General features: G+C 42.2%; 22 protein-coding genes. 15 read left to right on the top strand and 7 right to left on the bottom strand.

Annotated elements, in window-relative coordinates; genetic code table 11:
- The first annotated feature begins 22 nt into the window (after positions 1 to 22).
- Entirely contained in the window at positions 23 to 1,357 is a 1,335-nt protein-coding gene (locus J0X14_RS13095) for a serine hydrolase domain-containing protein (protein WP_207098245.1), read from the top strand.
- Positions 1,358 to 1,360: 3 nt separating this feature from the next.
- Here the strand turns inward: J0X14_RS13095 and J0X14_RS13100 are convergent, their stop codons facing one another.
- Positions 1,361 to 1,792 (bottom strand): DM13 domain-containing protein, encoded by a 432-nt coding sequence (locus J0X14_RS13100; protein WP_207098246.1) that lies wholly within the window; start codon positions 1,790 to 1,792, stop codon positions 1,361 to 1,363.
- A gap of 383 nt (positions 1,793 to 2,175) precedes the next feature.
- Positions 2,176 to 3,018, bottom strand: a complete 843-nt coding sequence (locus J0X14_RS13105; protein WP_207098247.1) for a 1,4-dihydroxy-2-naphthoyl-CoA synthase — start codon at positions 3,016 to 3,018, stop codon at positions 2,176 to 2,178.
- 315 nt (positions 3,019 to 3,333) lie between these two features.
- Here J0X14_RS13105 and J0X14_RS13110 point away from each other — a divergent pair, with 315 nt between their 5' ends.
- The 12 genes from J0X14_RS13110 to J0X14_RS13165 all read left to right on the top strand — a co-directional run bounded on the left by J0X14_RS13110 (position 3,334) and on the right by J0X14_RS13165 (position 18,237).
- On the top strand, positions 3,334 to 3,525 hold the full coding sequence (locus tag J0X14_RS13110; RefSeq protein ID WP_207098248.1) for a hypothetical protein: 192 nt from the start codon (positions 3,334 to 3,336) through the stop codon (positions 3,523 to 3,525).
- A gap of 4 nt (positions 3,526 to 3,529) precedes the next feature.
- Positions 3,530 to 5,365, top strand: coding sequence for a phytoene desaturase family protein (locus J0X14_RS13115; RefSeq protein WP_207098249.1), 1,836 nt, complete (start codon positions 3,530 to 3,532; stop codon positions 5,363 to 5,365).
- Positions 5,366 to 5,391: 26 nt separating this feature from the next.
- Complete coding sequence (locus J0X14_RS13120; protein WP_207098250.1) at positions 5,392 to 5,931, top strand: flavodoxin domain-containing protein; 540 nt, start codon at positions 5,392 to 5,394, stop codon at positions 5,929 to 5,931.
- Positions 5,932 to 5,947: 16 nt separating this feature from the next.
- Positions 5,948 to 6,580, top strand: a complete 633-nt coding sequence (locus tag J0X14_RS13125) for a DUF4386 domain-containing protein (protein ID WP_207098251.1) — start codon at positions 5,948 to 5,950, stop codon at positions 6,578 to 6,580.
- Positions 6,581 to 6,801: 221 nt separating this feature from the next.
- A complete protein-coding gene (locus tag J0X14_RS13130; RefSeq protein ID WP_207098252.1) occupies positions 6,802 to 9,666 on the top strand; it encodes a glycosyl hydrolase 115 family protein in 2,865 nt (954 codons plus the stop codon).
- A 45-nt stretch (positions 9,667 to 9,711) separates the two neighbouring features.
- Positions 9,712 to 11,397, top strand: coding sequence for an N-acyl-D-amino-acid deacylase family protein (locus J0X14_RS13135; RefSeq protein WP_207098253.1), 1,686 nt, complete (start codon positions 9,712 to 9,714; stop codon positions 11,395 to 11,397).
- A 25-nt stretch (positions 11,398 to 11,422) separates the two neighbouring features.
- The gene (locus tag J0X14_RS13140) at positions 11,423 to 12,742 is read left to right on the top strand and encodes a serine hydrolase domain-containing protein (RefSeq protein WP_207098254.1); all 1,320 of its coding nucleotides are present in this window, start codon (positions 11,423 to 11,425) and stop codon (positions 12,740 to 12,742) included.
- Positions 12,743 to 12,757: 15 nt separating this feature from the next.
- Positions 12,758 to 13,354: a hypothetical protein gene (locus J0X14_RS13145; protein ID WP_207098255.1), complete on the top strand. Its 597-nt coding sequence runs from the start codon at positions 12,758 to 12,760 to the stop codon at positions 13,352 to 13,354.
- A 104-nt stretch (positions 13,355 to 13,458) separates the two neighbouring features.
- Complete coding sequence (locus J0X14_RS13150; RefSeq protein WP_207098256.1) at positions 13,459 to 14,346, top strand: carbon-nitrogen hydrolase; 888 nt, start codon at positions 13,459 to 13,461, stop codon at positions 14,344 to 14,346.
- 1 nt (position 14,347) lies between these two features.
- The gene (locus J0X14_RS13155; RefSeq protein WP_207098257.1) at positions 14,348 to 15,385 is read left to right on the top strand and encodes an agmatine/peptidylarginine deiminase; all 1,038 of its coding nucleotides are present in this window, start codon (positions 14,348 to 14,350) and stop codon (positions 15,383 to 15,385) included.
- Between the two features lie 101 nt (positions 15,386 to 15,486).
- On the top strand, positions 15,487 to 16,917 hold the full coding sequence (locus J0X14_RS13160; protein WP_207098258.1) for an amidohydrolase: 1,431 nt from the start codon (positions 15,487 to 15,489) through the stop codon (positions 16,915 to 16,917).
- 321 nt (positions 16,918 to 17,238) lie between these two features.
- On the top strand, positions 17,239 to 18,237 hold the full coding sequence (locus tag J0X14_RS13165) for a glycoside hydrolase family 105 protein (protein WP_207098259.1): 999 nt from the start codon (positions 17,239 to 17,241) through the stop codon (positions 18,235 to 18,237).
- Between the two features lie 61 nt (positions 18,238 to 18,298).
- Here J0X14_RS13165 and J0X14_RS13170 read toward each other — a convergent pair whose 3' ends face one another.
- Positions 18,299 to 19,546 carry a glycosyltransferase gene (locus J0X14_RS13170; protein WP_207098260.1) on the bottom strand — a complete coding sequence of 416 codons (1,248 nt, stop codon included), beginning with the start codon at positions 19,544 to 19,546 and terminating at the stop codon, positions 18,299 to 18,301.
- Positions 19,547 to 19,548: 2 nt separating this feature from the next.
- On the bottom strand, positions 19,549 to 21,060 hold the full coding sequence (locus J0X14_RS13175; protein ID WP_207098261.1) for a DEAD/DEAH box helicase: 1,512 nt from the start codon (positions 21,058 to 21,060) through the stop codon (positions 19,549 to 19,551).
- Positions 21,061 to 21,303: 243 nt separating this feature from the next.
- Here J0X14_RS13175 and J0X14_RS13180 point away from each other — a divergent pair, with 243 nt between their 5' ends.
- Positions 21,304 to 22,167 carry an RNA polymerase sigma factor RpoD/SigA gene (locus J0X14_RS13180; protein WP_207098262.1) on the top strand — a complete coding sequence of 288 codons (864 nt, stop codon included), beginning with the start codon at positions 21,304 to 21,306 and terminating at the stop codon, positions 22,165 to 22,167.
- A 409-nt stretch (positions 22,168 to 22,576) separates the two neighbouring features.
- Here the strand turns inward: J0X14_RS13180 and J0X14_RS13185 are convergent, their stop codons facing one another.
- Together J0X14_RS13185 and J0X14_RS13190 are read right to left on the bottom strand one after the other, a co-directional pair.
- On the bottom strand, positions 22,577 to 22,933 hold the full coding sequence (locus J0X14_RS13185; RefSeq protein ID WP_207098263.1) for a hypothetical protein: 357 nt from the start codon (positions 22,931 to 22,933) through the stop codon (positions 22,577 to 22,579).
- Positions 22,934 to 22,948: 15 nt separating this feature from the next.
- Positions 22,949 to 23,710: a hypothetical protein gene (locus tag J0X14_RS13190; protein ID WP_207098264.1), complete on the bottom strand. Its 762-nt coding sequence runs from the start codon at positions 23,708 to 23,710 to the stop codon at positions 22,949 to 22,951.
- Between the two features lie 127 nt (positions 23,711 to 23,837).
- Here J0X14_RS13190 and J0X14_RS13195 point away from each other — a divergent pair, with 127 nt between their 5' ends.
- On the top strand, positions 23,838 to 25,121 hold the full coding sequence (locus tag J0X14_RS13195) for a dipeptidase (RefSeq protein WP_207098265.1): 1,284 nt from the start codon (positions 23,838 to 23,840) through the stop codon (positions 25,119 to 25,121).
- Here the strand turns inward: J0X14_RS13195 and J0X14_RS13200 are convergent.
- Entirely contained in the window at positions 25,118 to 25,534 is a 417-nt protein-coding gene (locus tag J0X14_RS13200; protein ID WP_207098266.1) for an acyl-CoA thioesterase, read from the bottom strand. The genes J0X14_RS13195 and J0X14_RS13200 overlap by 4 nt on opposite strands.
- Positions 25,535 to 25,659: the final 125 nt, after the last annotated feature.

Raw genomic sequence — 25,659 nt, forward strand, 5'->3', positions numbered from 1 at the left:
AAGTTACGACAAATCCAAAACCATGAAACTACTTAAGCGCATTTTACTGCTCCTATTGATTGTAATTGGAGTGGTGGTTTATTTGAATTATCCCAAATTGAACATCATCTCCGGTTACGCATCCAAGAATGTGGCCTCTGGAGTATATGTGGCAGGTCGTTCCGAAGCCTCCATGAACTTGAACGACAACAATGTCCCTTTGGTGGAATTGGCCACTACCGAAGTGAACGAAGCAGAAAAATCGGCTTCTTCCAAAGTGTATGGCCTGATGAAACGTACTGCGGTGTATCGTGACGGTTTGGGAACCGTACTCATCAACGACGACTATGACCCGAGCAAACTCACCATTCGGCCGCATAGAAATGTATCTATGGATACGATTCCGTATCCGTATGGGCAAGCGGCTTCCTTGGATTCTGTTATGGCGGAAGTAGATATGGATCAAGTCAATCAAGCGTTGGCTGTGGCTTTCGCCAATCCTGAGATACAAAAAACAAGAACCTTTTTGATTTTGTACAAGGGCCATTTGGTAGCCGAAAAATATATTGATGGTTTTACCAAAGACACGCCTATTTTGGGTTGGTCCATGACCAAAAGCATATTGGCCACGTGTTTCGGAATTTTGGAGCATCAAGGAAAATTGGAAATGGACTGGCCTGCCCCAATTGCTGAATGGAAAAATGATGAGCGCAAGGATATTACGCTAAACCATTTGCTGCGTATGCAAAGTGGATTGGAATGGGATGAAGATTATAGCGGTATGTCTGATGTCACAAAAATGCTTTTTTTGGATAGTGATATGACCCAAAGACCAAAGGAGAAAAAAGCCATCGCAAAGCCTACCGAGATTTGGAACTATTCCTCCGGAACCACAAATTTGCTTTCCGGGATTCTTCGACAGCAGTTTCGAAGTCATCAGGAATACTTGGATTTTCCATACTCAGCTTTGATTGATAAAATTGGAATGCATTCCATGGTCTTGGAGGCCGATATTGCTGGAAACTATGTGGGTTCATCATATTCTTGGGCCAGTACGCGGGATTGGGCACGTTTTGGTCAGCTGTATTTGAATAGAGGTGTTTGGAATGGCGAACAAATCTTTGATTCGGAATGGGTGGACTATATTACCACCCCCACCCTGCATTCCGATGGCACCTACGGAGCCCATTTTTGGTTAAATGCCGAAGGAAAATATCCAAATGTGCCGAAAGACCTATTTTCCTGCAATGGCTATCAGGGCCAATATGTGTTTGTGATTCCCTCAAAGGATTTGGTTGTGGTACGAACCGGATTGGCCGAAGAACCTGATTTTGATCCCAATCGGATATTGAAAGCTGTGGTGGATGCTATTCAGTAGCAGTTATTCTAAAATGGCATGACCAAAATTCACCGAAAAATCAACACACCAGACCATTAAATATTTGTATTCCGTAAAATCCAAAGTCTCTCCATTGGGGATGGTATAATTAAAGTTGCCCTCCAGGCCCTTCAATTCTCCCAAAGTGATATAATTGGTGGCTTCCAAATCAGTGGCGAGGTACATTTCGAGCAGAGGGCCGTCATCGGATTTAAAATCGGTGATGAAAAGTGAAGTTCGTTCTTCGTTTACGGTGACTTGTCCCATGGTGGGGTGTGCGGCGTCCACAAATTCACCCATCAATGTAGTATTGCTTCCCATTTCTCCTTCCATTGGGGTTCCATCTATGTCAGAAACCATATCCTCTGAAGTAGAAGATGAGGAGCATGAAACCAATAAAACACTAATAACAATGGTTATGAATTTGATTTTCATGATGTTGGTATTTCCGATTAAGTCGTTAAAAAATGGGATGACTTACAAAAACGTTTCCCATCGCCACAACAATAGGGGGTTTCACAACAATAATTTCATTTGTGGGGACTCTGGTGGTACATTTACAATGTAATTAAAATAGAAAGTAATTTTTTCATTTTCATATAGTGTTCTCGTAAAAGAGTCTTGACCCAAGTGGCAAGGCTCTTTTTGGTTTACAGCCCTTTTGTAAATGGTAGTTCGACACGAATTTCACGAATCACACGAATCCCGCCAATTACCAAATGTCATTCTGAGCAAAGAGAAGAATCTCAATCTTATCCGACAGAATGACAATTGGGTATTATTCAATGTAAATTGTTCATTGTCAATTGATAATTGACTTACGGAATCCATTTGTCTTTCCCAAAGTTAGGTTTCCGTTTTTCTAAAAAGGCATTTCTTCCTTCAATGGCTTCATCAGTCATATAGGCCAAACGTGTCGCTTCTCCTGCAAAAACTTGTTGCCCCACCATACCATCATCTGTAAGGTTCATGGCAAACTTGAGCATTTTTATAGACGTTGGCGACTTGGCCAACACCTCTTGGGCCCATTGATAGGCCGTGTCTTCCAATTCATCATGGGGAATAACGGCATTTACCATACCCATTTCAAAGGCTTCTTGGGCAGAATAATTTCGACCTAAAAAGAAAATCTCGCGGGCTTTTTTCTGTCCCACCATTTTCGCCAAATAGGCCGACCCATATCCACCATCAAAGCTGGTAACATCGGCATCGGTCTGCTTAAAAATGGCATGTTCCTTACTGGCCAAGGTCATATCGCAGACCACATGAAGGCTATGCCCTCCCCCAACGGCCCAACCGGGCACTACTGCAATGACTACTTTCGGCATAAAACGGATAAGACGCTGAACTTCGAGGATATTCAAACGGTGGTAACCATCATCGCCCACATACCCCTTATGTCCCCTAGCCTTTTGGTCACCCCCACTACAAAAGGCCCATTTTCCATCTTTGCTGGACGGTCCCTCGCCCGAAAGTAACACCACACCAATAGAGGTGTCTTCTTGGGCATCGTAGAAAGCTTTGTAAAGTTCGCTGGTGGTTTTGGGGCGAAAGGCATTGCGTACATCAGGGCGATTAAAGGCAATGCGGGCCACGCCGTCAGATTTTTTATAGGTAATGTCCTCAAATTCCATGGCGGTCTGCCAGTTGGGTGATTTCATGCTGAATATATTTGTTGAACCACAAAATAACGGAAAATCCTCATCATTGTCATTTGAAGCGCAATGAGAAACTTCTTTTGACTTTTTTGGGTTTCTGCCAAAAATATGGCATTACCATGAAGCATCACCTAATCGATTTATTTTAAACTACTTAACTGATCTTTATCATGGTTTCTTTATCTAAAATGTGGTATCCTGTCATGATGTTTTAAACCTTGACTATCTGATGGTTAAGCACGTTGTCATCATTCCAATGGTCACTGAGACTTTTTAAGCGTCAACATAAATAATGGAAGTAAGTAAAAGTGATTTGTCATGAATTCAATTCATCCAAACATTGCTGTATTGCAGCGGTTGAACCTGGCCAATATATCAGACTGCGAGGGAACAATCGCCGATGATGTCGTTTTTAATCTTTTACACTATGGTAAACTATTGGAAGACCATTATATCAGCCATACACGGTTTAGAAATATTGTAAGAAATGAACTCAATGTAAAAGCGTAGTACCATGAAATATAACACTATCATCATCGGCGGAGGCTTAGCTGGTTTGACAGCCGCTGCCACCCTTTCAAAATTCGGCAAAAAGGTCCTTTTACTAGAGCAACATTATAAGCCAGGGGGCTGTGCCACCTCCTTCAAAAGAGGCGATTTCATTATAGAAGTCGGACTGCATGAAATGAGCGGCTTGGTGGACAATGGTTCATTACCACGAATATTTGATATGCTGGATGTGAGCAAAGAAGTTGAGTTGGTTAAAGTGCCTGAATTCTATGCCGTACATTCAAACAAGGACACTTTTGTATTTCCACATGGTTTTGATGCGGCAACCAAAGCGCTCATCACCAAATATCCAGATGAAGAAAAAGGCATCAAACGGTTTTTTAAATTAATCGCGGGCATACGTAAGGAAGCTGTGAGTTTGCCACGTACACCATTAAAACGAAAGTTAATATATCCTCTAATGCCATTGCTTTATCCCAACCTGGTGCAGGCAACTAGGCACACAGTTGGGTCTTGGCTGGATAAATACATTACCAACGAAAAAGCCAAACTCGACCTAGTAGCGCATATTGTCTATTGGGGAGATGATCCTTACACATTGTCCATGTTCTATTTTGGTTTACCATTTTCGGGCTTTATTGGAAATGGCGGACATTTTGTAAAGGGTGGTTCGCAACAGCTTTCCAATCACCTTGCAACATATATAGAAAAGAACGGAGGGCAAGTTTTATTGGGGAAAAAGGTAGAGAAAATCGTTACGGAGAATAGTCGTGTAACGGGAGTCACCTTCCGCGATAGTTTTACAAAAAGTACGGAACCTGTCACCATTTTATGTGATAATGTCGTGGCTAATTGTGCCATTCCATTGGTGCCGTCTATGTTGGATGAACCTCATGCAACGGCACTTCAACAAAAAATAAAGGATAAAACCAATTCTTGCTCCTTGTTGTGCATATATCTTGGTTTTAAAACGGAATTGAGGAGTTTGGGTGTAAAGCATTATTCCAATTATATTCCAGGCGAAGGTGTGGAGTCCTTAAAAGATGTGAAGCCCAACCACTTGAGTGATTGGTCAAAGCGCAGCTTCATTTTTGTGGATTATAATCAAATAGATGCCCAACTGGCGCCACCCAACAAGTCCGCTGGTGTAATCTGTTCCGTGGATTATTTGAAAGATTGGGAAAATTTAAATGAAGAAGATTACAAAGCGAAAAAGGAAGAAGTAGCCCAAATAGTATTGCAGCGATTAGAAAAGCAATTTCCCGGAATTCGCGATACGATTGAATATTATGAAGTGGCAACATCTAAAACTGTTCAGAAATATACCTCTAATCCCAGTGGATCGGTATATGGTTTTGCCCAAACTTTAGATCAAACCGGCACCAAACGATTCAGAAATAATTTCTTGATTCCAAATTTGTACTTCGCATCGGCATGGGCATTTCCCGGTGGTGGTTTTGAGGGAAGCATAACAGGAGGTTTTTTGGCCGCCTTGCAGATGAATAAGGATAAAATCTGGTCCAAAACAGATGCAGATAACTATTTGGACGATAGAATCGTAAAGCTCATAGCCAAGAATAAGGTAAATGACCAAACGATTGAATTAAATTTTGCGAAGCCCGCGAAATTTAAGCATCAGCAAGGAGACTATGTTGTATTTAAACTGCATGACCCAAAAGCTCTTGAACTGGACCTACCCTACCGTTGGTTGCCCGTTGTTTCATCGGCTGAAGAATCTATTCTCACTTTCCATATCCCCTTAGAAAACAACGGGTTTTCAAGAAACTGCGAAGGACTTAAAATTGGTGAAGAAGCCTTGGTGATGGGGCCTATGGGTTAAAAAACTGTTACAAAAACGAGTAAATCATGAAAGGCGCTATTTTTTTCTCAGGCAAATACGGTAGTACAGAGCAATACGCCAACTGGATAGGTGAAGCCGTGGGATTACCGGTATTTAATATCAATGACGCTCAAGCCAACCCATCAAACTACGACTTTTTGATACTGGGTAGCTCAATCATTTATTTCAAATTGACCATACGAAAATGGGCGAAGAAGAATCTTGCCACCCTTACAGGTAAATCAAAGGTATTGTTCTCCGTTTCTGGAGCTGGACCCAGTGAGAAACTTGAACGATGGGTCTCTAATTCATTTCCATCTGAGCTATTGTCTCAAATAGAACATATAGCCCTACGTGGCAGATTAGATCATTCCAAGGTCAGCTGGGGAGTACGATTGATGTTGTGGATAGGGTCTCTGATGAACCCCAATCCCGATGCTAGTAGAGATGAACGATTGGGCTTTGACTATATGGACAAGTCAAGTATAGAGCCCATTGTAAGGCTGATAGAACAGTTACAATTGAACGAAACAACGGAAATGCAGCGATACGTTAAGAGTACTTAAATCCAGAAGTAAACTCATGAAAAATCCGATTTTAAATATATCAACAAGCAGAGCTGCAATGACCGTAGGAATAGCATTTATTACTTCGGTTATTTTTGTTACCCTGGTGGATGATTTTATATTGCCCAATTTTGTAGTGCCAGGAGATACCGAAGCGCTGGCCCATGATATTGCGGCTAATCAGCGTCTGTTTGGTTTAGCAGTACTGGGTTATTTTTTGGTGTTGGTACTTGATGCAATAATTGGTCTTGCCCTTTATTTAGTGCTAAAGCCTGCCCATGAACAAAGGGCAAGGCTAACTGCTGCATTCAGACTGTTATATGCTTTTACTCTGATCATTGGGGTACTGGCGTTTGCATTTCAAATAATCGACACATATGGTTTTGCAACCATAAAACTAATTGGCTATGTATTTTTCGCCGTGCATATTTTGGTGCTTGGTTATGCTGTTCTGAAATCGGGGTATATACCAAAAATCCTTGGTATACTACTAATTCTTGCATCTTTTAGCTACATTGTTTTTTTTGTTGACTTGCATCTCTCCGATTCAATTATGGTAATGCTTATGTTGCTTATGGCCATTGCGGAACTTTCACTAAGTATTTGGTTGATAATTAAAAGAAAAGGACTGCCTAACAATAACCAATAGTAAAACCCTTCCCCTGTCCTATTACTTGGTGGGCCCTTTAGTGCAATAGGTTTTAAATTCGTAAGAATTCGGGTAGGTTTATTTATATAATGGTTATGTATGCCCCGAGCGGTTTAACAACATTTTTTTGCCGCTAATCACCGAATTACGCAATCGATTGCGTATATTTAGCCTGCAAACTACGCCTATCACTTAATTAGGTTAAAATCAGTCACATAAAAATGAGAAAACTTTTCTTGGGGTTTCTGCTATGTCCCCTTTTATCTATTGCCCAGTTGCAGGTCAGCAACATTAGGGAGAACAAGCAGCAATTTGCCTTAGTAAATGAAACTTCAACAGCGACTATTCTATATGATGCTTCGGATGAAGTGTTGGTTCATAAAGCAGCTTCATTTCTTGCCAGTGATATTGAAAAAGTAACTGGGAAGAAATCTGAACCCACCTCTTCAAGTACATCACTTGGTGAAAATCTGGTCATTATCGGCACTATTGGCAAAAGTAAATTCATTGATGAACTCATCGCATCCAAAAAGATTGATGTCCGTGGCATTGAAGGACAATGGGAACGTTTCCTGATGCAAACCGTAAAAAACCCCTACCCCGGTGTTTCCCAGGCCTTGGTCATTGCAGGTAGTGATAAACGAGGGACAGCTTATGGCGTTTTTTCACTTTCAAAAGAAATTGGAGTTTCCCCTTGGCATTTTTGGGCCGATGTTCCTGCTAAACAAAGAGATGCCATTTATGTGAACAACGGAAAATACGTTTCAAAAACTCCTTCGGTAAAGTACCGGGGTATTTTCTTGAATGATGAAGCACCTGCCTTACGGGGCTGGGCAGAAGAAACCTTCGGAGGGTTCAACCACCAATTTTATGAAAAGGTTTTTGAGCTTTTATTGCGGAACAAGGCCAACTATTTGTGGCCCGCCATGTGGCAGCCATCAGCCTTTGCTGATGACGATCCAGAAAATGCACGTGTTGCTGATGAATATGGGATTGTAATATCCACTAGTCATCATGAACCTATGATGCGTGCCCATGATGAATGGGGTCGGTATAACGGTGGCGCATGGAATTATGAAACCAACAAGGAAAAGTTACAGGAATTTTGGCGTGGTGGGATTGAGCGAATGGGCCATCATGAAAGTGTAGTGACCTTGGGCATGCGAGGTGATGGTGATGAGGCCATGTCTGAAGAAACGGCGGTTGACCTTCTCAAAACCATCATAGCCGACCAGCGCGAAATTATTAAAGATGTCACTGGAAAACCCGCTGAAGAAACTCCCCAAGTTTGGGCCATTTACAAAGAGGTTCAGGACTACTATGATAAAGGTTTACGGGTAGATGATGATATTTTGGTGCTGTATTGTGACGACAACTGGGGTAACGTGCGTATTCTTCCCAAAAAGGAGGATTTGAATCACTCAGGCGGCTATGGAATGTATTATCATTTTGATTTTGTGGGCGGTCCTGTTTCCTATCGATGGCTCAATGTTACCCAATTGGAACGTACTTGGGAGCAGATGAATTTGTCTTATGAGTGGGGCGTAAAAGATTTGTGGATTGTAAATGTGGGGGATTTAAAACCTATGGAACTTCCCATCAGTTTTTTCTTGGAATTTGCTTGGGACACAGATGCTATCAGGGCCAAAGACCTTCCCAATTATTATGTAAACTGGGCAAAACAGCAGTTTGGAGAGGAATATGCCCAAGAAATAGCGGAGATTTTGTCGCTCTACACCAAATACAATGCCCGCCGTACCCCGGAAATGTTGAAACCCGATACCTATAGCCTTTTCAATTACCGGGAAGCGGAAACCATTGTTGACGAATACAACAATTTGTTAGAGAAAAGCAAAGTCGTTTATAACAAGCTTCCAGAACAGTACAAATCGGCATTCTACCAGTTGGCACTTTCCCCTGTGGAATTGTGCAGCAATTTAAACGAAATGTATGTAGCCGCTGGAAAGAATGCTTTATACGGCCAACAAGGAAGGGCGTCGACCAATATGTATGGTGATAGCGTAAAAGATTTATTTTTTAAGGATGAAGCCCTTACCAAAGAATTTCACGAGGAGCTTGAGGACGGAAAATGGAATCACATCATGGCACAGACCCATATTGGATACACCAGTTGGAATAATCCCCAATACAACAAAATGCCTTCGGTATCATATCTGCAAAACAATCCCAAGGCCTCATTGGGGTATGTTGTGGAACACGGTACAAGAACCCGTTGGAATACTACGGGATTGTTCAGTCAGAGTTTTTCCAATTTTGACCCCATCAATGATCAGAGCTACTATCTGGAAATTTTCAATCAGGGTGAAGAAGAACTGAGCTATACCCTCACACCAAAAGATGCGTGGGTACAACTTTCATCCACTTCTGGTACAATAAAGTTTGAAGAAAAAGTATACGTCAACATAGATTGGGATAAAGCACCTCAGGGAGAATCATCGAGTGAAATAGCGATTTCAGGCGGTGGACGGGAATTCACAGTCAAAGTGCCCACCCGAAATGATATACAGCAAGCAAGTGGTTTTGTGGAAAATAATGGGGTGATTTCAATCAATGCGGCGCATTTTTCAAAAAAGAACGACACTAAAAACATTCAATGGACCGTAGTTCCCAATTTGGGTAGAACTGATTCATCAATTATGGTGGAACCGGCCAATGCAGAGCAGCAATCTCCTGAAAGTGCACCTTCTGTGTCGTATGAATTCACCGTTTTTGATGAAGCGGAACTCGCAGTGGAAACCTACCTCTCCCCTACGTTGAACTACAAAAAGAATGAAGGATTGAAATATGCCATTGCCATTGATGACGAAGCACCTCATATAGTGAACATACATGAAGGGGAAACCCAACCGGATTGGGAATACCCAGATTGGTGGAACGATTCCGTAACGGATCATATCAAGAAAAAACGCACCGAGCATCAATCCATAAAATCTGGGAAGCATACCTTAAAAATTTGGATGGTTGACCCCGGCGTGGTATTCCAAAAGTTTGTACTTGATTTAGGTGGGTTGAAACCCAGCTATTTGGGGCCACCAGAAAGTAAAATGGTAGGTGGCAAGAAATAGGTTGAAATTCCCTAACTTGGTTATCTTTCGCTAAATAGCCCAGTTATGAAACCTATCCAATCCCTATTTGCCTGTATTTTTTTGGTTGGCCTATCCAGTTGCACCCAACCACAAAACTTTGATGTCCTTATTAAAAATGGCACCATTATGGACGGTTCTGGTGATGCTTCCTATGTTGGGGACATTGGAATCAATGCCGATACCATTGCGGCCCTTGGCAGTCTTGAAAATGCAACGGGAACCCAAGAAATTGACGCAACAGGTATGGTTGTGGCTCCGGGCTTTATCAATATGTTGAGTTGGGCCGTGGAATCTTTGATTGAGGATGGTCGTTCCATGGGTGACATTAAACAGGGGGTTACTTTGGAAGTTTTTGGGGAAGGCTGGTCCATGGGGCCTTTGAGCGACTCCATGAAAAAAGAGGAAAAGGAAAGTCAGGGAGACATCAAATTTGATATAGAATGGACCACTTTGAACGAGTATCTGGAATATTTGACTAACAAGGGCATTTCACCCAATGTGGCATCCTTTGTAGGAGCTACCACCCTTCGGGTGCATACCGTTGGATATGAGAACAGAGCCCCTACCCCTCAAGAATTGGATTCCATGAAATTGATGGTAAAACAGGCCATGGAGGATGGTGCTTTGGGTGTAGGTTCATCCTTAATTTATGCGCCTGCTTTTTATTCCAATACCCAAGAATTGATTGAACTCTGCAAAGTGGCCGCAGAATATGATGGCATGTACATCAGTCATATCCGAAGTGAAGGCTCTCAACTTTTGGAAAGCTTGGATGAGTTGATTCAGATTGCGGATAAGGCTGGGATTCGAGCCGAAATCTACCACTTAAAGCAGAGTGGCAAGGACAATTGGCACAAGTTTGATGCAGTTGTCAAAAAAGTAGACTCAGCCAGAGCAGCTGGATTGAGTATTACAGCCGACATGTACAATTATGTTGCCGGAGCAACCGGTTTGGATGCCTCTATGCCACCCTGGATCCAGGAAGGCGGGTATGACAAATGGGCGGAACGGTTGCAGGACCCTGCTATCCGAAAGAAAGTCATGGAAGAAATGCGAACCCCCACAGATGAATGGGAAAGTTTAATGCAAGCTGCAGGTGACCCAAGCAAGATTTTGCTAGCAGGCTTCAAAAACGATTCCCTGAAATATCTCACAGGAAAAACACTTGCCGAAGTAGCAGAAATGCGAGGGCTCTCCCCCGAGGAAACTGCTATGGATTTGGTGATTCAGGATGGTAGTCGTGTTGGCACCATTTACTTTTTAATGTCTGAGGAAAATGTCAAAAAACAAATTGCCCTTCCATGGATGAGTTTCGGTTCTGATGGGGGCTCTTTGGCGGCAGAGGGTGTTTTTCTAAAATCGAGCACGCACCCCAGGGCATACGGAAACGTAGCCAGATTGCTTGGAAAATACGTACGGGATGAAAAAGTAATTCCGTTAGAAGAGGCCATTTATAAATTGACCACCCTACCTGCCACAAATCTAAAAATCAAAAAACGGGGTGCTCTTACTGAAGGGTATTTTGCCGATATGGTGGTGTTCAACCCCAATACCATTGAGGATAAGGCCACTTTTGAGGAACCGCATCAATATGCCGAGGGGATGTTGCATGTTTTTGTAAACGGAACACAGGTATTGGAAAATGGAGAGCATACTGGAGCATTGCCCGGACAAGTGGTTCACGGGCCTGGATACGTTTCAAAAGAATAATTCATCAATTCAAATCATAACAATCATGAAAACACATTTTTTGCTCCTCGCATGTATTCTGCTCATGGGCAGATTGGGTTTTGCCCAAGAATTTGATAAAGCAAAACTGGACCAATACTTCGATATTTTGGAAACAAACGATAAGTTTATGGGCAGCGTGGCCATTTCCAAAGACGGTGAATTGATTTACACCCGATCTTTGGGATATTGCGACCTTTCAACCGAAACTGCGATCAATGCATCCTCTATATTTCGAATCGGTTCCATTTCCAAAACGTTTTCTACGGTGTTGACGTTTAAGGCTGTCTCCGAAGGAAAAATAGACCTTGATCAAACCATTGACCAATACTTTCCAAAACTTACAAATTCAGAGAGCATTACTATCAAACAATTGCTGGGCCATCGTAGCGGTATCCATAATTTCACGAACGATGAAGCCTACATGACCTACAACACCAGTCCTCAGACCCAGGAAGCCATGATTGACATAATCGTAAAAGCAGGCAATGATTTTGACCCAGGGAGCAAAGCGGAATACAGTAACTCCAATTTTGTGCTGTTGACCTATATTTTGGAGAAGAGCTTTGGAAAAAGTTATACTCAACTCATAGAGCAATATATTGCAGAACCCCTGGGGCTATCCAACACCTATGTTGGAAGTAAAATCGATATTGTCAAAAATGAATGCAGCTCGTACAAATACAATAATGATTGGAAAAAGGAAACGGATACCGATATGTCCATTCCGGTTGGTGCAGGCGCTGTGGTTTCTACTCCCACAGACATTGTAAAGTTTAGCGATGCCCTTTTTGGAGGCAAGCTAATTACATCTGAACAATTGGAACTCATGGAAACCATTCAAGATGGATATGGCTTGGGTTTGTTTCAATTTCCATTCCATGAAAGAATTAGTTACGGTCATACTGGGGGTATCGATGGTTTCGGATCCTTATTTGGGTATTTGCCCGATGGCGAAGTCTCCTTTTCAATGACCTCAAATGGCTCTAATATGAACACCAATGATATTGCCATTGCTATGTTGAGCACGGTGTACGACAAACCTTTTGAAATGCCTGTGTTTAGTTCATACACTGTGGAGCCAGAAACATTGGAACAGTACGTAGGGGTCTATTCCTCAACCAGTTTCCCATTGAAGATTGACATCACCAAAAAAGATGGTCGACTTATTGGGCAAGCCACGGGACAACCTTCTTTTCCATTGGAAGCAACTGCCGAACATCAGTTTGAGTTTAGTCCCGCTGGAATTGTAATGACGTTTAAACCAGAAGAAGACACTATGGCTTTTGAGCAGCGTGGGGCAAACTTTACCTTCACAAGAGAATAAGCTGAAATAATATTCATGAATAAATATCTTTTACCCGTTTGCCTTTTACTTCCGATGCTATTTTGGGCGCAATCGGAAACCAAACAATTTGTTCTTTTTGATGTGGAGTTTACCTATACCAAGACAGATGCGGATAATTCCACTCCAAGTCAATCCCATTATTATGTCACCGGGGATAAATTGAACCCTGATATTCCCAAAGACTGGACCAGTCCAGTGGATTATCGAAATGGCAAAGTTCATATTCGGTTGGAGGTTTTGGAAAAACCCGCTGGAAAAGAACCTACCAAATGGACCTTGTGCTACATTCCCAACAAGGGTCAGGGCAATGGATATGGTTGTACCTCCACCGACTTGTTTGTGGATGAGGGTATCTATGAAAAGGACGTTCCCATGACCGAGTTTTGGGAAAATGAGTCTATTATTTGGTCGGAAGGCATTAAGCAAATGGATTTGGTGATCAAAGATGACAGTGGTGGACAAGGGCACGCCCACAAGCGTGCGGACCATGAAAAATTCTTTCCTACCAAAGTCCGGATTACCATGATTCAAGTATCCAAAGGGGAAACCTATGACCCATCCATACTCCCGAGCATCCCTCTGAACAAATGATAAAATAGAATTACTTATATTTTCAAAATGATGCCAACATCTGAATCGTAAAAAATATACCTTTATCACGATTTTATGTATAAACCCTGATTGAATAGTATAGCATGAAAAAGAACAGATACACCATTGCGGTGGTGCAACTCAATCTCAATGATGTTCCTGAAAATAATTTAAAAAAATGTACCGAATGGGTGCGCAAAGCTGCCAAAAAAGGAGCCGAAGTCATCTCGTTGCCTGAGTTATACAGTAGCCATTATTTTTGTCAGAGTGAGGATACCGATAATTTTGCTTTGGCGGAACCGCTGTACAGCACCTCTTTTCAAGCTTTTAGTGCATTGGCCAAGGAATTGGGAGTGGTCATCATAGTACCTTTCTTTGAAAAGCGCATGGCCGGGGTCTATCACAACAGTGCTTATATTATTGATGCTGATGGCTCCGAAGCCGGCCTATATCGCAAAATGCATATTCCAGATGACCCGCATTACTATGAAAAATTCTATTTCACTCCAGGTGATCTTGGTTTTAAGACTATCCCAACACGAAAGGGGAATATTGGCACTCTCATTTGCTGGGACCAGTGGTATCCAGAAGCGGCCCGATTGACGGCCCTGCAAGGCGCTGAGGTACTCTTCTACCCTACCGCCATTGGTTGGCATCCTAAGGAGAAGGAGGAATTTGGGGCAAATCAACAAGGCGCTTGGATGAATGTGATGAAAGGCCATGCCGTGGCAAACGGTATTTATGTGGCCGCAGCGAACCGCATAGGTCTGGAAAAATATTTACCCAATACCGATGGTATCCAGTTTTGGGGCTCGTCTTTCATTTGTGGGCCTCAAGGCGAGATTCTGGCGCAAGCCTCGCAAGACCAAGAAGAGATATTGATGGCCGAAGTGGATTTGACTCTTCAAGAAAATGTCCGTCAAAATTGGCCTTTTCTGCGCGACCGTAGAATAGATATGTACGGAGGAATCACTAAAAGAGCCATCGACTAAGATGGGGGCTTCATGGCGATTTCCCGCGGAATGGGAAAAGCAACAGGGAGTTTTACTCTGTTTCCCGCATAATGGAAACGATTGGCCCGGCAAATATGCCGCCATTCAATGGGCATTTGTGGAGTACATCAAGAAGATTGCCTCGCATGAAGAAGTGATTTTGGTGGTTGCAACCGACAAATTGAAGGAAAAGGTTGTGGGTATGTTGGAAATGGCCCATGTGAACCTAGAACGAGTTTCCTTCATCATCCACAAGACCAATCGCAGCTGGATGCGCGATTCGGGACCTATTATTGTGACGAATGGTGAAGAACGGAAAGCCCTCAACTTCAATTTTAGTGGCTGGGCCAAGTACAAAAATTTCCAACTGGATAGACACGTTCCCCAAAAGGTGGCTGATTTTCTAAAAATCCCATTGGAACAAGTTCGCTACAAAGGAAAACCCGTGATTTTGGAGGGCGGTGCCATTGATGTAAACGGAAAAGGCACATTAATCACTTCAGAAGAATGCTTGCTCGACCCAAAAATTCAGGTGCGGAACACAGGGTTTACTAAAGCAGATTACGAAGCTATTTTTAAGCAATATTTGGGAGTCACAAATACCATTTGGTTGGGTGATGGTATTCAAGGCGATGATACACACGGTCATATTGATGATTTGGCTCGTTTTGTGAATGCCGATACCATTGTTACAGTCGTTGAGTCCGACAAGAAAGAACCGAATTACAAAGCGCTGCAAGAGAATCTCAAAAGATTGCAAAACGCTGTTTTGGAAAATGGTAGAAAGCCCATTATTGTGACCTTGCCCATGCCCCATCGCATTGATTTTGATGGAATTTCACTGCCCGCTAGCTATGCTAATTTTTTGATCACGAACAAAACTGTGTTGGTACCCACCTTCAATGATGCCCGTGACCGAGAAGCGTTAAACATTTTGGCTGAACTTTTTCCAAAACGCGAGGTGATTGGCATTAGTTGTATTGATTTTATCTGGGGATTTGGCACGCTGCATTGTTTGAGTCAACAAATACCGCAATAGGCGTTTCTTGGAGTTGTGTTTTGGTTTTCATTTGATTTTCACCGAAATTAGGTCCTATCCTTTTGGAGGCCATTATTTCACTAACTCAAACCTCATATTTCATGAAACTACGTATCAAAAACCATCTGTTTTTATCGCTACTTTTTGTCATTTCAATTTCTTATGCCCAAGATGGGAAGCAAGTCATCATAAATGACTTGGATTCCAAATATGACCACTACTCCAAAATCGCCATGGAATTATGGGAAAACCCTGAATTAGGGTATTTGGAAGAAAATAGCTCCGCCCTTTTTCAGGAGGAGTTGAAAAAGACAGGTTTTGTCATTGAAAAAGGGGTTGCTGGGATACCCACGGCTTTTACGGCCACCTATGGTTCAGGTAGTCCTGTGATAGGAATCTTGGGCGAGTTTGATGCTCTTCCTGGGATGTCCCAATCCACAGAACCGTTCAAAAAGGCTCGAGTGGTAGGTGCTCCAGGCCAGGCCTGCGGACACCACTTGTTCGGAACGGGCTCCTTAGCGGCAGCCATCAGTATAAAAGATTGGTTAAAGAGTTCAGGAAAATCAGGTACCATTCGGTTTTATGGAACGCCCGCTGAAGAAGGTGGCTCAGGAAAAGTATATATGGTACGTGCTGGACTTTTTGATGATGTCGATGCTGTGGTCTCTTGGCATCCGGGAGATGAAAACACCTCCAATCCAGGGACCAACTTGGCTACAATTTCTGGTAAATTTCGATTCAACGGAAAATCATCACATGCAGCTGCAGCCCCAGAATTGGGTCGTTCTGCTTTGGACGGTGTGGAAGGGATGAACGATTTGGTGAACATGCTTCGGGAGCACACCACAGAATCAACCCGAATCCATTATGTGATTACCAAAGGAGGTGATGCTCCTAATATCGTGCCTGCCGAAGCAGAGGTGTATTACGTCATCCGACATTCCAACAGAGATGAGGTCAAAGCCGTTTGGGACAGAGTGGTAAAGGCCGCAGAAGGTGCAGCCATTGGAACAGAAACCGAAATGACCTATGAAATTATCGGCGGAACCTATGATCGTTTGCCCAATGAAGTCTTGGCTTCCATGATGCACAAGAATATGACCTTGGTAGGCGGACTGAAGTACACTCCCGAAGAAGTCAATTTTGCCAAAGAAATCCAGAAAACTTTGGGCGCACCCAAACCCATTGAAAGTGCCGGGGATATTCAACCTATGGTGTTTACCTACGGTAAAGCGTCGGCAGATACGGGAGATGTAAGTTGGAATGTACCCATGGCCGCGGTACGAGCCGCCACTTGGGTGCCGGGAACGCCACCGCACAGTTGGCAAGCTGTTGCTGCGGGTGGCACCGGTATCGGATTCAAGGGGATGATGGTCGCCGCCAAAACCATGGCCTTGTCCGCCATTGATTTATATAACTCACCAGAGGTTTTGGATAAAGCGAAAGCAGAATTCAACGAACGGAGAGGTCCAGATTTTACGTATGAAGCCTTGTTGGGAGATAGAAAGCCAGCTTTGGATTATCGGAAGTAATGGTTTTTAGGTTGAAAAACAAGGGTTTTTATGTATTTTTTTTCATTGATTTTGAATGGAATTTCCTTGAACTTCGTTACTTGTGTTAAAGTGTCATTAAAATGATTTTTATCTTAATCGTTTGCTTCCATTGAAATAGAAAAACAGCCTATGTACAACACAACAAATAATAAAGAATGGTATCAAAGTAAAGCGATTAAAATGGTAAATCTCTGTTTGGGTTGTTCAAAAAGATATATGTTGAAAAGGATTCGTTTTTTTGTTCTCACCGTAGTATTGCTCGTTGGCTGCTCAAGCCATAAAAGCTTAAATCAACCTAAGTTGGCCAAATCCCCCGAGGAAATTAGTCGGTTGGTCATGGAAGATCTTCTTTCAAGGCAAGAGTTTTATATGTATGAAGTGGGTGATGTGAATGCACTTCATTATGCTGAAGCCTGCACCGCTTATGGTGCCATCAAAATGGCAGCTTTGTTAAAAGACAAAAACACTATTCAAAAAATACAAGAAAGATACAATAGGATAGAAAGTGAAAATATACCCAATACCGAAAATCATGTAGATGCCAATGTTTATGGTATTTTACCACTTGAACTTTACCTCTACAACAAGGACAGAATATATCTGGACCAAGGTATAGCCTTAGCCGATGGGCAATGGAGCGACCCCTTACCCAATGGTCTGACTTCCCAAACCAGATTTTGGATAGATGACATTTATATGATAGGGAGTTTACAAGTGCAGGCGTATAGAGCTACTGGAAACCTAAAATACCTTGATCGTGCCGCCTTGGAAATCGATGCGTATATTAAAAAATTGCAGCAACCCAATGGTTTGTTTTTTCATGGGGAAGATGCTCCATTTTATTGGGGACGCGGTAATGGATGGGTAGCAGCGGGGCTTGCGGAGTTGTTATCAGAACTGCCACAAAGCAATCCTCATTATAGTTCTATCCTCGAGGGATATAAAAAGATGATGAAGACCCTAGCAGAAAATCAAGGAGAAGATGGTATGTGGCATCAGTTAATTGACCAACCGTCGAGGTCATTTGCGGAAACTTCCTCTACGGCTATGTTCGGATTTGCTATGGCTACAGGTGTCAAAAATAAAATATTGCCAAAAGAAGTATACCAAGATTCCTATGTTAAAGCGTGGAACGCGTTAACAAGGTATATCAATGAGGATGGGAAGGTTCGCGAGGTTTGTGTTGGAACAGGACAAAGCAAAGATGCAAATTATTACCTGGATCGTCCAAGAGTTGTTGGTGACCTGCATGGACAAGCACCAATTCTTTGGTTTGCGCATGCCTTATTGGAGAAGTAGTTTATAAGTAAAAGCCATTTTGGTGAACTAAACACTATTATACCCTTTACCCACAAACCGATTACGAAATTTCTTGATTTCTATTCTTCGCCTCAATCCATTTGGCCATGTATTTGGTGCTGGCTTGGGTATGGTGTTGGAGCATTAGCCCGATAAAGTTTTGCGAGCGATGTGTGTCTAAATTTGTAATGACATCATCTATTTTCTGTTTCAGGGATTGCTGTAAAAACTCTTTCTCATAAAAACGGTTGATGAGCACTATCCCATTTTTCTGTGCTTTCTCCCATTTTGATGGGTTTAGATATAATTCCACTGCTGTCTTTGCAAAAGAATCCCAGTCATCAACAATACTACCACACCAAGGTAAATCCCCATGCATGCCTTCTGTGCCAATGGCCGTGGTGATGCTTGGGGTTCCACAGCACATGGCATCCAATAGTTTTCCTTTAATTCCGGCTCCAAATTGCAAGGGAGCCAAAAGAAGTCTGGCGTTTTTAAGAACCGTTTCAATGTCTTTTGTCCATCCTACGATATGAAAACCCTCCTTTGGATGATGCATTTCTTCAATCTGCTGGGGTAAATAGGCACCATACACATAAAGATGGGCATCGGGAAGTTGTTTGCGAATTAACGGCCATATTTCTTTTTTTAATACTTGGATGGAATCAACGTTGGGCGCATGCTTGCCATTTCCAATGCAGACAAAATCCTTACGTGCTTTATGACTTGGCCATTTTGAAGTCACGGAATTTTCTAATCTATCAAATAGTAACGGCAGATGAAAAAGCAAGTTTTCGGAAATTCCCAATTCATTCTGAAGAATTTCCATTTCGTAAGAGGACACCATTAACGAAATATCAGAACGATACATACTGGCCACTTCACGTACGGTCATGGGGTGATTTCTCCAATCATCAAGCGAAAAGAGATGCTTCTTTTTATGGACCTCCTCCCTAGCCTTTCGTAGGGCGTGAAGATCTTCGGTGTTGAGAACCCGGAGGGCTTGGGGTGAAAATTCGGCCACCCGCCAACCAAATTGCTCCTCAATCATAAAGCGGTCAAAGATTACTATATCGGGTTTCAGCTTTTGGATGAAGGCGTCAAAACTGGAGTCGTTCAATGCAATGTTGACCGATTTCACCCCCAATGCATCTAAATCTAAGCTATGTTCTGTTTTTAAAGCAGTGGAACCAAAAGTGATGTGATACCCAAAACTTTGAAAAGCTTCCAACAATTGAACCATACGGTGTCCCGCTGCAGTAGTGCTGGGCTCAGGCCAAACGTATCCGATGAAGAAGGCCTTTTTCATGGCTATAGCATTGCCGCAAACTTTTTGGAAATACTGGAGCGGAGTTTTCGTTCATAATCCTCTTCCAACCACTCCTTGTAGTTTTTGGTGTTGTTCATGATGCAGTAGGAATATTGGCGAACCCGATATGCAATCTCATCTTTGAGTTCTTTGGCGAGAATCCGCGCATCGAAAACATCTTCACTGTTTTCAACACAGATTTTGGCATGTTGTTCTATGCTACGTTCCAAGACTTCTTTGGATTTTTTCCCTTGGGCAAACACTTTTTTGTATTCTTCCTTGATGTCGAAGGTGATATCGTCTGATTTACTGAATTTGGCCCGGAGGTCATCGGGCATTTCATAGACAAAATCCCGCTCGATCTCTTCATCGTTTTTGATGTTCTCCAAGTAAAAATCAGGAAAATGGAAGATTTCCTGCCAATCCACAGGAACATCCCAGGGCCCAAAACGAGCAATGTTGTTTCCCATATCCACAACATTGAACTCATCCTTGTTGGGCAATATCCGTGACCCCCGCCCAATCATCTGAAAATATAAGGTAAGCGACCGTGTGGCTCGGTTCAGGATAATGGATTGTACGGTGGGCTCATCAAAACCAGTAGTTAGGATACTTACCGAGGTAAGAATGGCATCTGGTGTTTCTGCGAACCAGTCCAGAATTTCGCGCCGCTCGGTGGCCGTATTTTTATTGTCCAAATGGCGAATGTTGTACCCCGCCTTTTTAAAGGTTTCATAAACATACAGCGACGTATTGATACCGTTGTTGAAAATCAAGGTTTTGGTGCCCTTTGCGATTTCCTCATAGGCTGTCAATAATTTACCCAGCATGCTATGGTTCCCATAAAATTCATCTGATGATTTTACGGTATAATCCCCATGAATCCCGAGCTTTAAAGTTTTAAGGCTAACATCATAATTATAAAGGTTGGCCTTGGCCAAAAACCCTTTTTCAATCAAGGATTTAATGGATTCCCCAATGATCAAATGCTTGTAATTGTCTTTCATGGGGAGTTTTATGTTGGAACTCAAGGGCGTTGCCGTTACCCCAAGAATGGTGGCCTTGTCAAAGTATTTAAAGAGTTTTCGGAAGGAGTTGTAGTGGGCCTCGTCAATAATGACCAACCCAATATTGTTGATGGTCACCTTCTCTTCTTGGAGCCTGTTGTTCAAGGTTTCCACCATGGCCACAAAGCACATATAGTCGTCTTGGTCATACAGTTCTTTTACCTCACTATTAATGACCTTATTGGCCACTCCAAATCCGTGGAGCATTTGTGAGGTCTGTTTGCTCAACTCAATCCGATGCGTGAGTACCATGACCTTTTTACCCGTGTTTTGGATATATTTTCGGGTTATTTCTGAAAAAACAACGGTTTTTCCACCCCCCGTTGGGAGTTGGTATAGCAGGTTGGTGCCTTGGGGCATCTCATCCAAATGCTTAAAGATTTTTCGTAAATCTTCTTGCTGATAATCGTATAATGTTTTTTTGTTTACTCCTTTTTTTACTTCCAAGGGAAAAATGACTTATAGGTTCCAAACTAACAAACCTTGCAAAATTAGGAGTTTTTTATAGTTCAGTCGAACCTTGGGAACGCATTTCTATTAAGATACTATCAACAATCGGCAAAATAGGTGATTTTGGAATTTTCGCTGTTCTGCTCATAACATTTTGATAACAATAACATTTGAGACTTGGAAAATAGGCTATTATAATGTATAATGTAAGCTTATAACACGTACAAACCATAAGTAAGAATGAGGCAGTTAAAAATCATCAAACAGGTCACCAACCGAGAATCCAAATCCCTTGACAAATACCTACAGGACATCAGTAAAATTGATTTGATTACTGCTCAAGAGGAAGTGGAATTGGCCCAACGCATTAGAGCTGGGGATCAAGTGGCCTTGGAAAAGTTGACGAATGCCAATTTGCGATTTGTGGTCTCAGTGGCAAAACAATACCAAAACCAAGGACTCAAGCTTCCTGATTTGATAAACGAGGGAAATGTAGGTCTTGTTAAGGCTGCCAAGCGATTTGATGAAACCCGGGGATTCAAATTTATATCCTATGCCGTTTGGTGGATTCGACAATCCATTCTTCAGGCGTTGGCGGAACAATCCCGTGTAGTGCGATTACCTTTAAATAAAATCGGTTCCATCAATAAAATCAAAAAGACTTTTTCCTACTTGGAGCAGGCCCATGAGCGACCACCTTCCGCGGAAGAAATTGCCAAGGAGCTGGACATGACGGTCTCTGAAGTAAAACAATCTTTAAAAAATACAGGTCGACACGTTTCCATGGATGCACCGTTGAAAGAAGGTGAAACCTCCAATTTATATGATGTGCTCAACGCTGGGGATTCCCCTAAACCGGATAAAGGACTCATGCACCAATCGCTGAATACGGAAATCAACAGGGCTTTGGACACGCTTTCGCCTCGTGAGGCGGACGTAGTCCGGTTATATTACGGTATTGGCGACCAACCTTCCATGACCTTGGAAGAGATTGGCAGCACCTTTGATTTGACCCGTGAGCGGGTACGACAAATACGGGAAAAAGCCATCCGTAAGCTGCGGCATACTTCAAAAAGTAAGATTTTAAAATCGTATTTGGGTTAAGCCCAAACAGAGAATAAAAAAGGGGATGTCAAAAACATCCCCTTTTTCATGATATTCACTTAAACTATCAAGGTCTGCTCAACTGAGTAATATCAAAATCAGTAAGCATTTCGTTCAAACTTTGAATGAAATTCAAATAAGCGGAATTTTCTTGATTATGATTTTTCATGATGAAGCGTTTGGGGTGTTATCTATAAATAATCGAGTTCGGCTAGTTGGTTGATGCTCAAAATCTCGTTAAGTTCTTGTAAAAAGGCCAAGTATTCTTCTCCGTAGGTATCGTATAACATGGTAATCTTGTGGTTTAATTGTTTGGGTCTTTGTTATAACGTGAATCTATTGTAAAGATTATGGTGAAACAATAAATTGTGGTGAAATCCTATTTTTTGGTTGTAAAAATGAGACCCGTTCACTTTTCCATTTCCATGATATCCAAGGTCACCTCAAAATCTAACTCAGAATCGACCTTATTGGGTCGTATATTGAATTCATCGTAGATGAAACACAGGTTCATGGGCAATCGCCTTTTCTCCCTTTCTGAGATAACTCCTAATTTTTCTTGCAATGCAGATTTAACCTCAAAAGCTTTATTGCTGATTTTGGGGTCACCGCTGCTCTCCAATTCCTCCAGAAAAGGAATCTCTTTTTTGTCGCCAACCTCCAACATTTGATCCAATAGCATAAGCTTACATTTTACATCCGTGGTATGTTGGTACAAGGGATAAAAAATACTTTGCAGATATTTTGGCAGTTCATGGTCTTCCATGGCAACAGATTTATATTACATAGCTCTTAGCAATTCCATTTCAAAATCCACCTGCTCTTCCACTTTGGGATACTCCTGTACAAATTGCTCATATAGAAAAGCATGGTGTTTGCGGTCATTATCGGTACGGCACAGGGCAATGATTTCCTGGGTGATTTCCAAAAGGCCATCGGTTTTCATCATCCGGAGACAAGATTGTACTTTTTGGGAGGAGAGGTCCAGTGCGTTAAAATTTTCATTTTGCAGATGCACTTTGGCGCTTCCTATAAATTCAAGCACATTTTGTTTGAATAGTTTTACCAGTTCTTCCATCAGCTCCATCTGTCCCATACAATCTTCCAAGACAGGCTTAAGATTAATGTTGTTGGACGAAAAGCTGGATTCCAGACTTTTCTCAAGCGATCTTATTTTTGAGGACATATCAATTTCAGTATGGTTCATGTTCAAGTTTTGCGCAACTTGCCTTAATTCTGATACAATTTCTTTTTGTGCTGGGGATAATTGAGTTTTCTCCAAAGCATCTATTAGAGCAGATAACGTCTGGTCCGCTGATGTTGATGACTTTTTTTCCGCTCCTTGAATGCCAATGCGCTCATAGATCACTTCCAATTGCTTCATCTCAGAAATCCCAAAAACCTTGTTTTCCAGCCCGTGCTTAAACACTTCAAAGGATTTTTTGAGTTCTCCGGCTTCAACAGTGCCCAATTCTTCATATGAAAAACTGCTTAGCCCTATTTCCAATTTTTCCAAATACGTGAGTAGTTCCCGTGTCTTCACTTTCTTTTCTTCCTATTGATTATTCGTATTAAAAATCAGGAATAGGTCATGGGATCCCAATTTATTGTTTTGTAGGTACTGGATTTTGTTGTCAAATTGCTTTATTTGTAGGTGTAAATAACCCACCATGAAATATTTCTACTTTTTGTGCAGCATTGCCTTGTTTGTGGGCTGTGCCGAAAAACAACCGAACAAAGCCGAAACCTTGGAAGAGAAAGCCCAGCGCATACATGATTCGGTCATCACCATCGACACGCATGATGACATTAATGTGAACAACTTTACAGACAGTATCAACTATACCCAAAACCTGGATACGCAGGTAAATCTGCCAAAGATGAAAGAAGGTGGTTTGGATGTGGCCTGGTTCATTGTATATACCGGACAGGACACCTTAAGTACAGAAGGATATGCCGCTGCTTCCGAAAATGCCATTTCCAAGTTCGATGCCATCCACAAGCTTTGTGAAGACATTGCCCCGGACCAAATTGAATTGGCATTGACCTCAGATGATGTTAGAAGAATAAATGCTTCGGGTAAAAAAGTGGCCATGATCGGTGTGGAAAATGCCTATCCCATCGGTGAGGATCTATCAAAAATTGAAGCATACCAAAAACGTGGTGCTCGATATATTTCTCTGGCGCATAATGGTCACAGTCAATTTTCGGATTCCAATACCGGTGAAAAAGACAGCGTTTGGCTGCACAACGGGTTGAGTGAGTTGGGCAAAAAGGCCATTGCTGAAATGAACCGAGTGGGTGTTATGATTGATATTTCCCATCCCTCCAAAGAAGCGATGCTACAAATGGTGGAATTGTCCAAAGCTCCTATTATTGCTTCACATTCTTCGGCCCGGGCACTTTGCAACCACAGTAGAAATTTGGATGATGAGCAATTGTTATTGCTCAAGGAAAATGGCGGCGTGGTACAGACCGTGGCCTTCACGTCATACTTAAACACCGAAAAGCATGAGGCTCGTTCTGCCTATATGAAAGGTATTTATGAAGAAGTTGCAGATTCATTGGGCGTGAATTGGTATGAACGTTCCCAATTTTCATCCCTGACCGAGCAGCAGCAAGAGGAATTTTTGGAAAATTACCCCAAAGTCCTCCAATTGGGCAATGAAATTGCAGCCACAAAAACTGATGCACCACCTGCAGTGAATGTATCCGATTTGGTGGATCACATTGATTATATGGTGAAACTCATCGGGATTGACCATGTGGGTATCAGCTCCGATTTTGATGGTGGTGGTGGTATTGAAGGCTGGTCCGATGCTTCGGAAACCTTCAACGTGACCTTGGAACTGGTAAAACGGGGATACACCGAAGAGGAAATTGCAAAACTGTGGGGTGGAAACCTGTTACGGGTTTTGGATGAGGTGCAGGCGTATGCCGCTTCCCTCAACTAGGATTTTGCCTCTTCCTCTTTTTCTTTTTTGGCCAAACGATCTTTAACGAACTCTATCTTGGTTTTCCCATGAGGCTTTGGATTGCCCTTATCGTCCAAGTTTACCATGATAATGTTGTCCACGGTAACAATGCTTTCGTGGTTCATTTTATTCCGTACCTCGCAGTTCAAGGAAATTGAAGTGACGCCAAATTTAATCACATCGATTCCGATCTCAATCACATCCCCTTCTCTGGCGGTGCTCATAAAATTGATTTCGGACATATATTTGGTAACCACTTTTTTATTTTCCAACTGTATGATGCTGTACAGTACCGCTTCTTCGTCTATCCAGGCGAGGACTTTGCCCCCAAACAGCGTTCCATTGGCGTTCAAATCCTCTGGCTTTACCCATTTTCTTGTATGAAATCGCATAATTGAAACTTTACTAATTCAGGCGCAAAGTTAGTTGAATCGTGTTAAGTTGAAGTTAATTACTACTTTGATTTCAGTTATTTATGAATTTGAAACTTTCGACTATTTAGAAGTGTTTAGATTAC

This window comes from Allomuricauda sp. CAU 1633 (assembly GCF_017313225.1).
Taxonomy (GTDB): Bacteria; Bacteroidota; Bacteroidia; order Flavobacteriales; family Flavobacteriaceae; genus Flagellimonas.

What these genes read in the sequence shown, in the direction of transcription:
- J0X14_RS13095 (WP_207098245.1), top strand. Translation starts at nt 23, where the DNA reads ATGAAACTACTTAAGCGCATTTTACTGCTCCTATTGATTGTAATTGGA.
- J0X14_RS13100 (WP_207098246.1), bottom strand. Translation starts at nt 1,792, where the DNA reads ATGAAAATCAAATTCATAACCATTGTTATTAGTGTTTTATTGGTTTCA.
- J0X14_RS13105 (WP_207098247.1), bottom strand. Translation starts at nt 3,018, where the DNA reads ATGAAATCACCCAACTGGCAGACCGCCATGGAATTTGAGGACATTACC.
- J0X14_RS13110 (WP_207098248.1), top strand. Translation starts at nt 3,334, where the DNA reads ATGAATTCAATTCATCCAAACATTGCTGTATTGCAGCGGTTGAACCTG.
- J0X14_RS13115 (WP_207098249.1), top strand. Translation starts at nt 3,530, where the DNA reads ATGAAATATAACACTATCATCATCGGCGGAGGCTTAGCTGGTTTGACA.
- J0X14_RS13120 (WP_207098250.1), top strand. Translation starts at nt 5,392, where the DNA reads ATGAAAGGCGCTATTTTTTTCTCAGGCAAATACGGTAGTACAGAGCAA.
- J0X14_RS13125 (WP_207098251.1), top strand. Translation starts at nt 5,948, where the DNA reads ATGAAAAATCCGATTTTAAATATATCAACAAGCAGAGCTGCAATGACC.
- J0X14_RS13130 (WP_207098252.1), top strand. Translation starts at nt 6,802, where the DNA reads ATGAGAAAACTTTTCTTGGGGTTTCTGCTATGTCCCCTTTTATCTATT.
- J0X14_RS13135 (WP_207098253.1), top strand. Translation starts at nt 9,712, where the DNA reads ATGAAACCTATCCAATCCCTATTTGCCTGTATTTTTTTGGTTGGCCTA.
- J0X14_RS13140 (WP_207098254.1), top strand. Translation starts at nt 11,423, where the DNA reads ATGAAAACACATTTTTTGCTCCTCGCATGTATTCTGCTCATGGGCAGA.
- J0X14_RS13145 (WP_207098255.1), top strand. Translation starts at nt 12,758, where the DNA reads ATGAATAAATATCTTTTACCCGTTTGCCTTTTACTTCCGATGCTATTT.
- J0X14_RS13150 (WP_207098256.1), top strand. Translation starts at nt 13,459, where the DNA reads ATGAAAAAGAACAGATACACCATTGCGGTGGTGCAACTCAATCTCAAT.
- J0X14_RS13155 (WP_207098257.1), top strand. Translation starts at nt 14,348, where the DNA reads ATGGGGGCTTCATGGCGATTTCCCGCGGAATGGGAAAAGCAACAGGGA.
- J0X14_RS13160 (WP_207098258.1), top strand. Translation starts at nt 15,487, where the DNA reads ATGAAACTACGTATCAAAAACCATCTGTTTTTATCGCTACTTTTTGTC.
- J0X14_RS13170 (WP_207098260.1), bottom strand. Translation starts at nt 19,546, where the DNA reads ATGAAAAAGGCCTTCTTCATCGGATACGTTTGGCCTGAGCCCAGCACT.
- J0X14_RS13180 (WP_207098262.1), top strand. Translation starts at nt 21,304, where the DNA reads ATGAGGCAGTTAAAAATCATCAAACAGGTCACCAACCGAGAATCCAAA.
- J0X14_RS13185 (WP_207098263.1), bottom strand. Translation starts at nt 22,933, where the DNA reads ATGGAAGACCATGAACTGCCAAAATATCTGCAAAGTATTTTTTATCCC.
- J0X14_RS13195 (WP_207098265.1), top strand. Translation starts at nt 23,838, where the DNA reads ATGAAATATTTCTACTTTTTGTGCAGCATTGCCTTGTTTGTGGGCTGT.
- J0X14_RS13200 (WP_207098266.1), bottom strand. Translation starts at nt 25,534, where the DNA reads ATGCGATTTCATACAAGAAAATGGGTAAAGCCAGAGGATTTGAACGCC.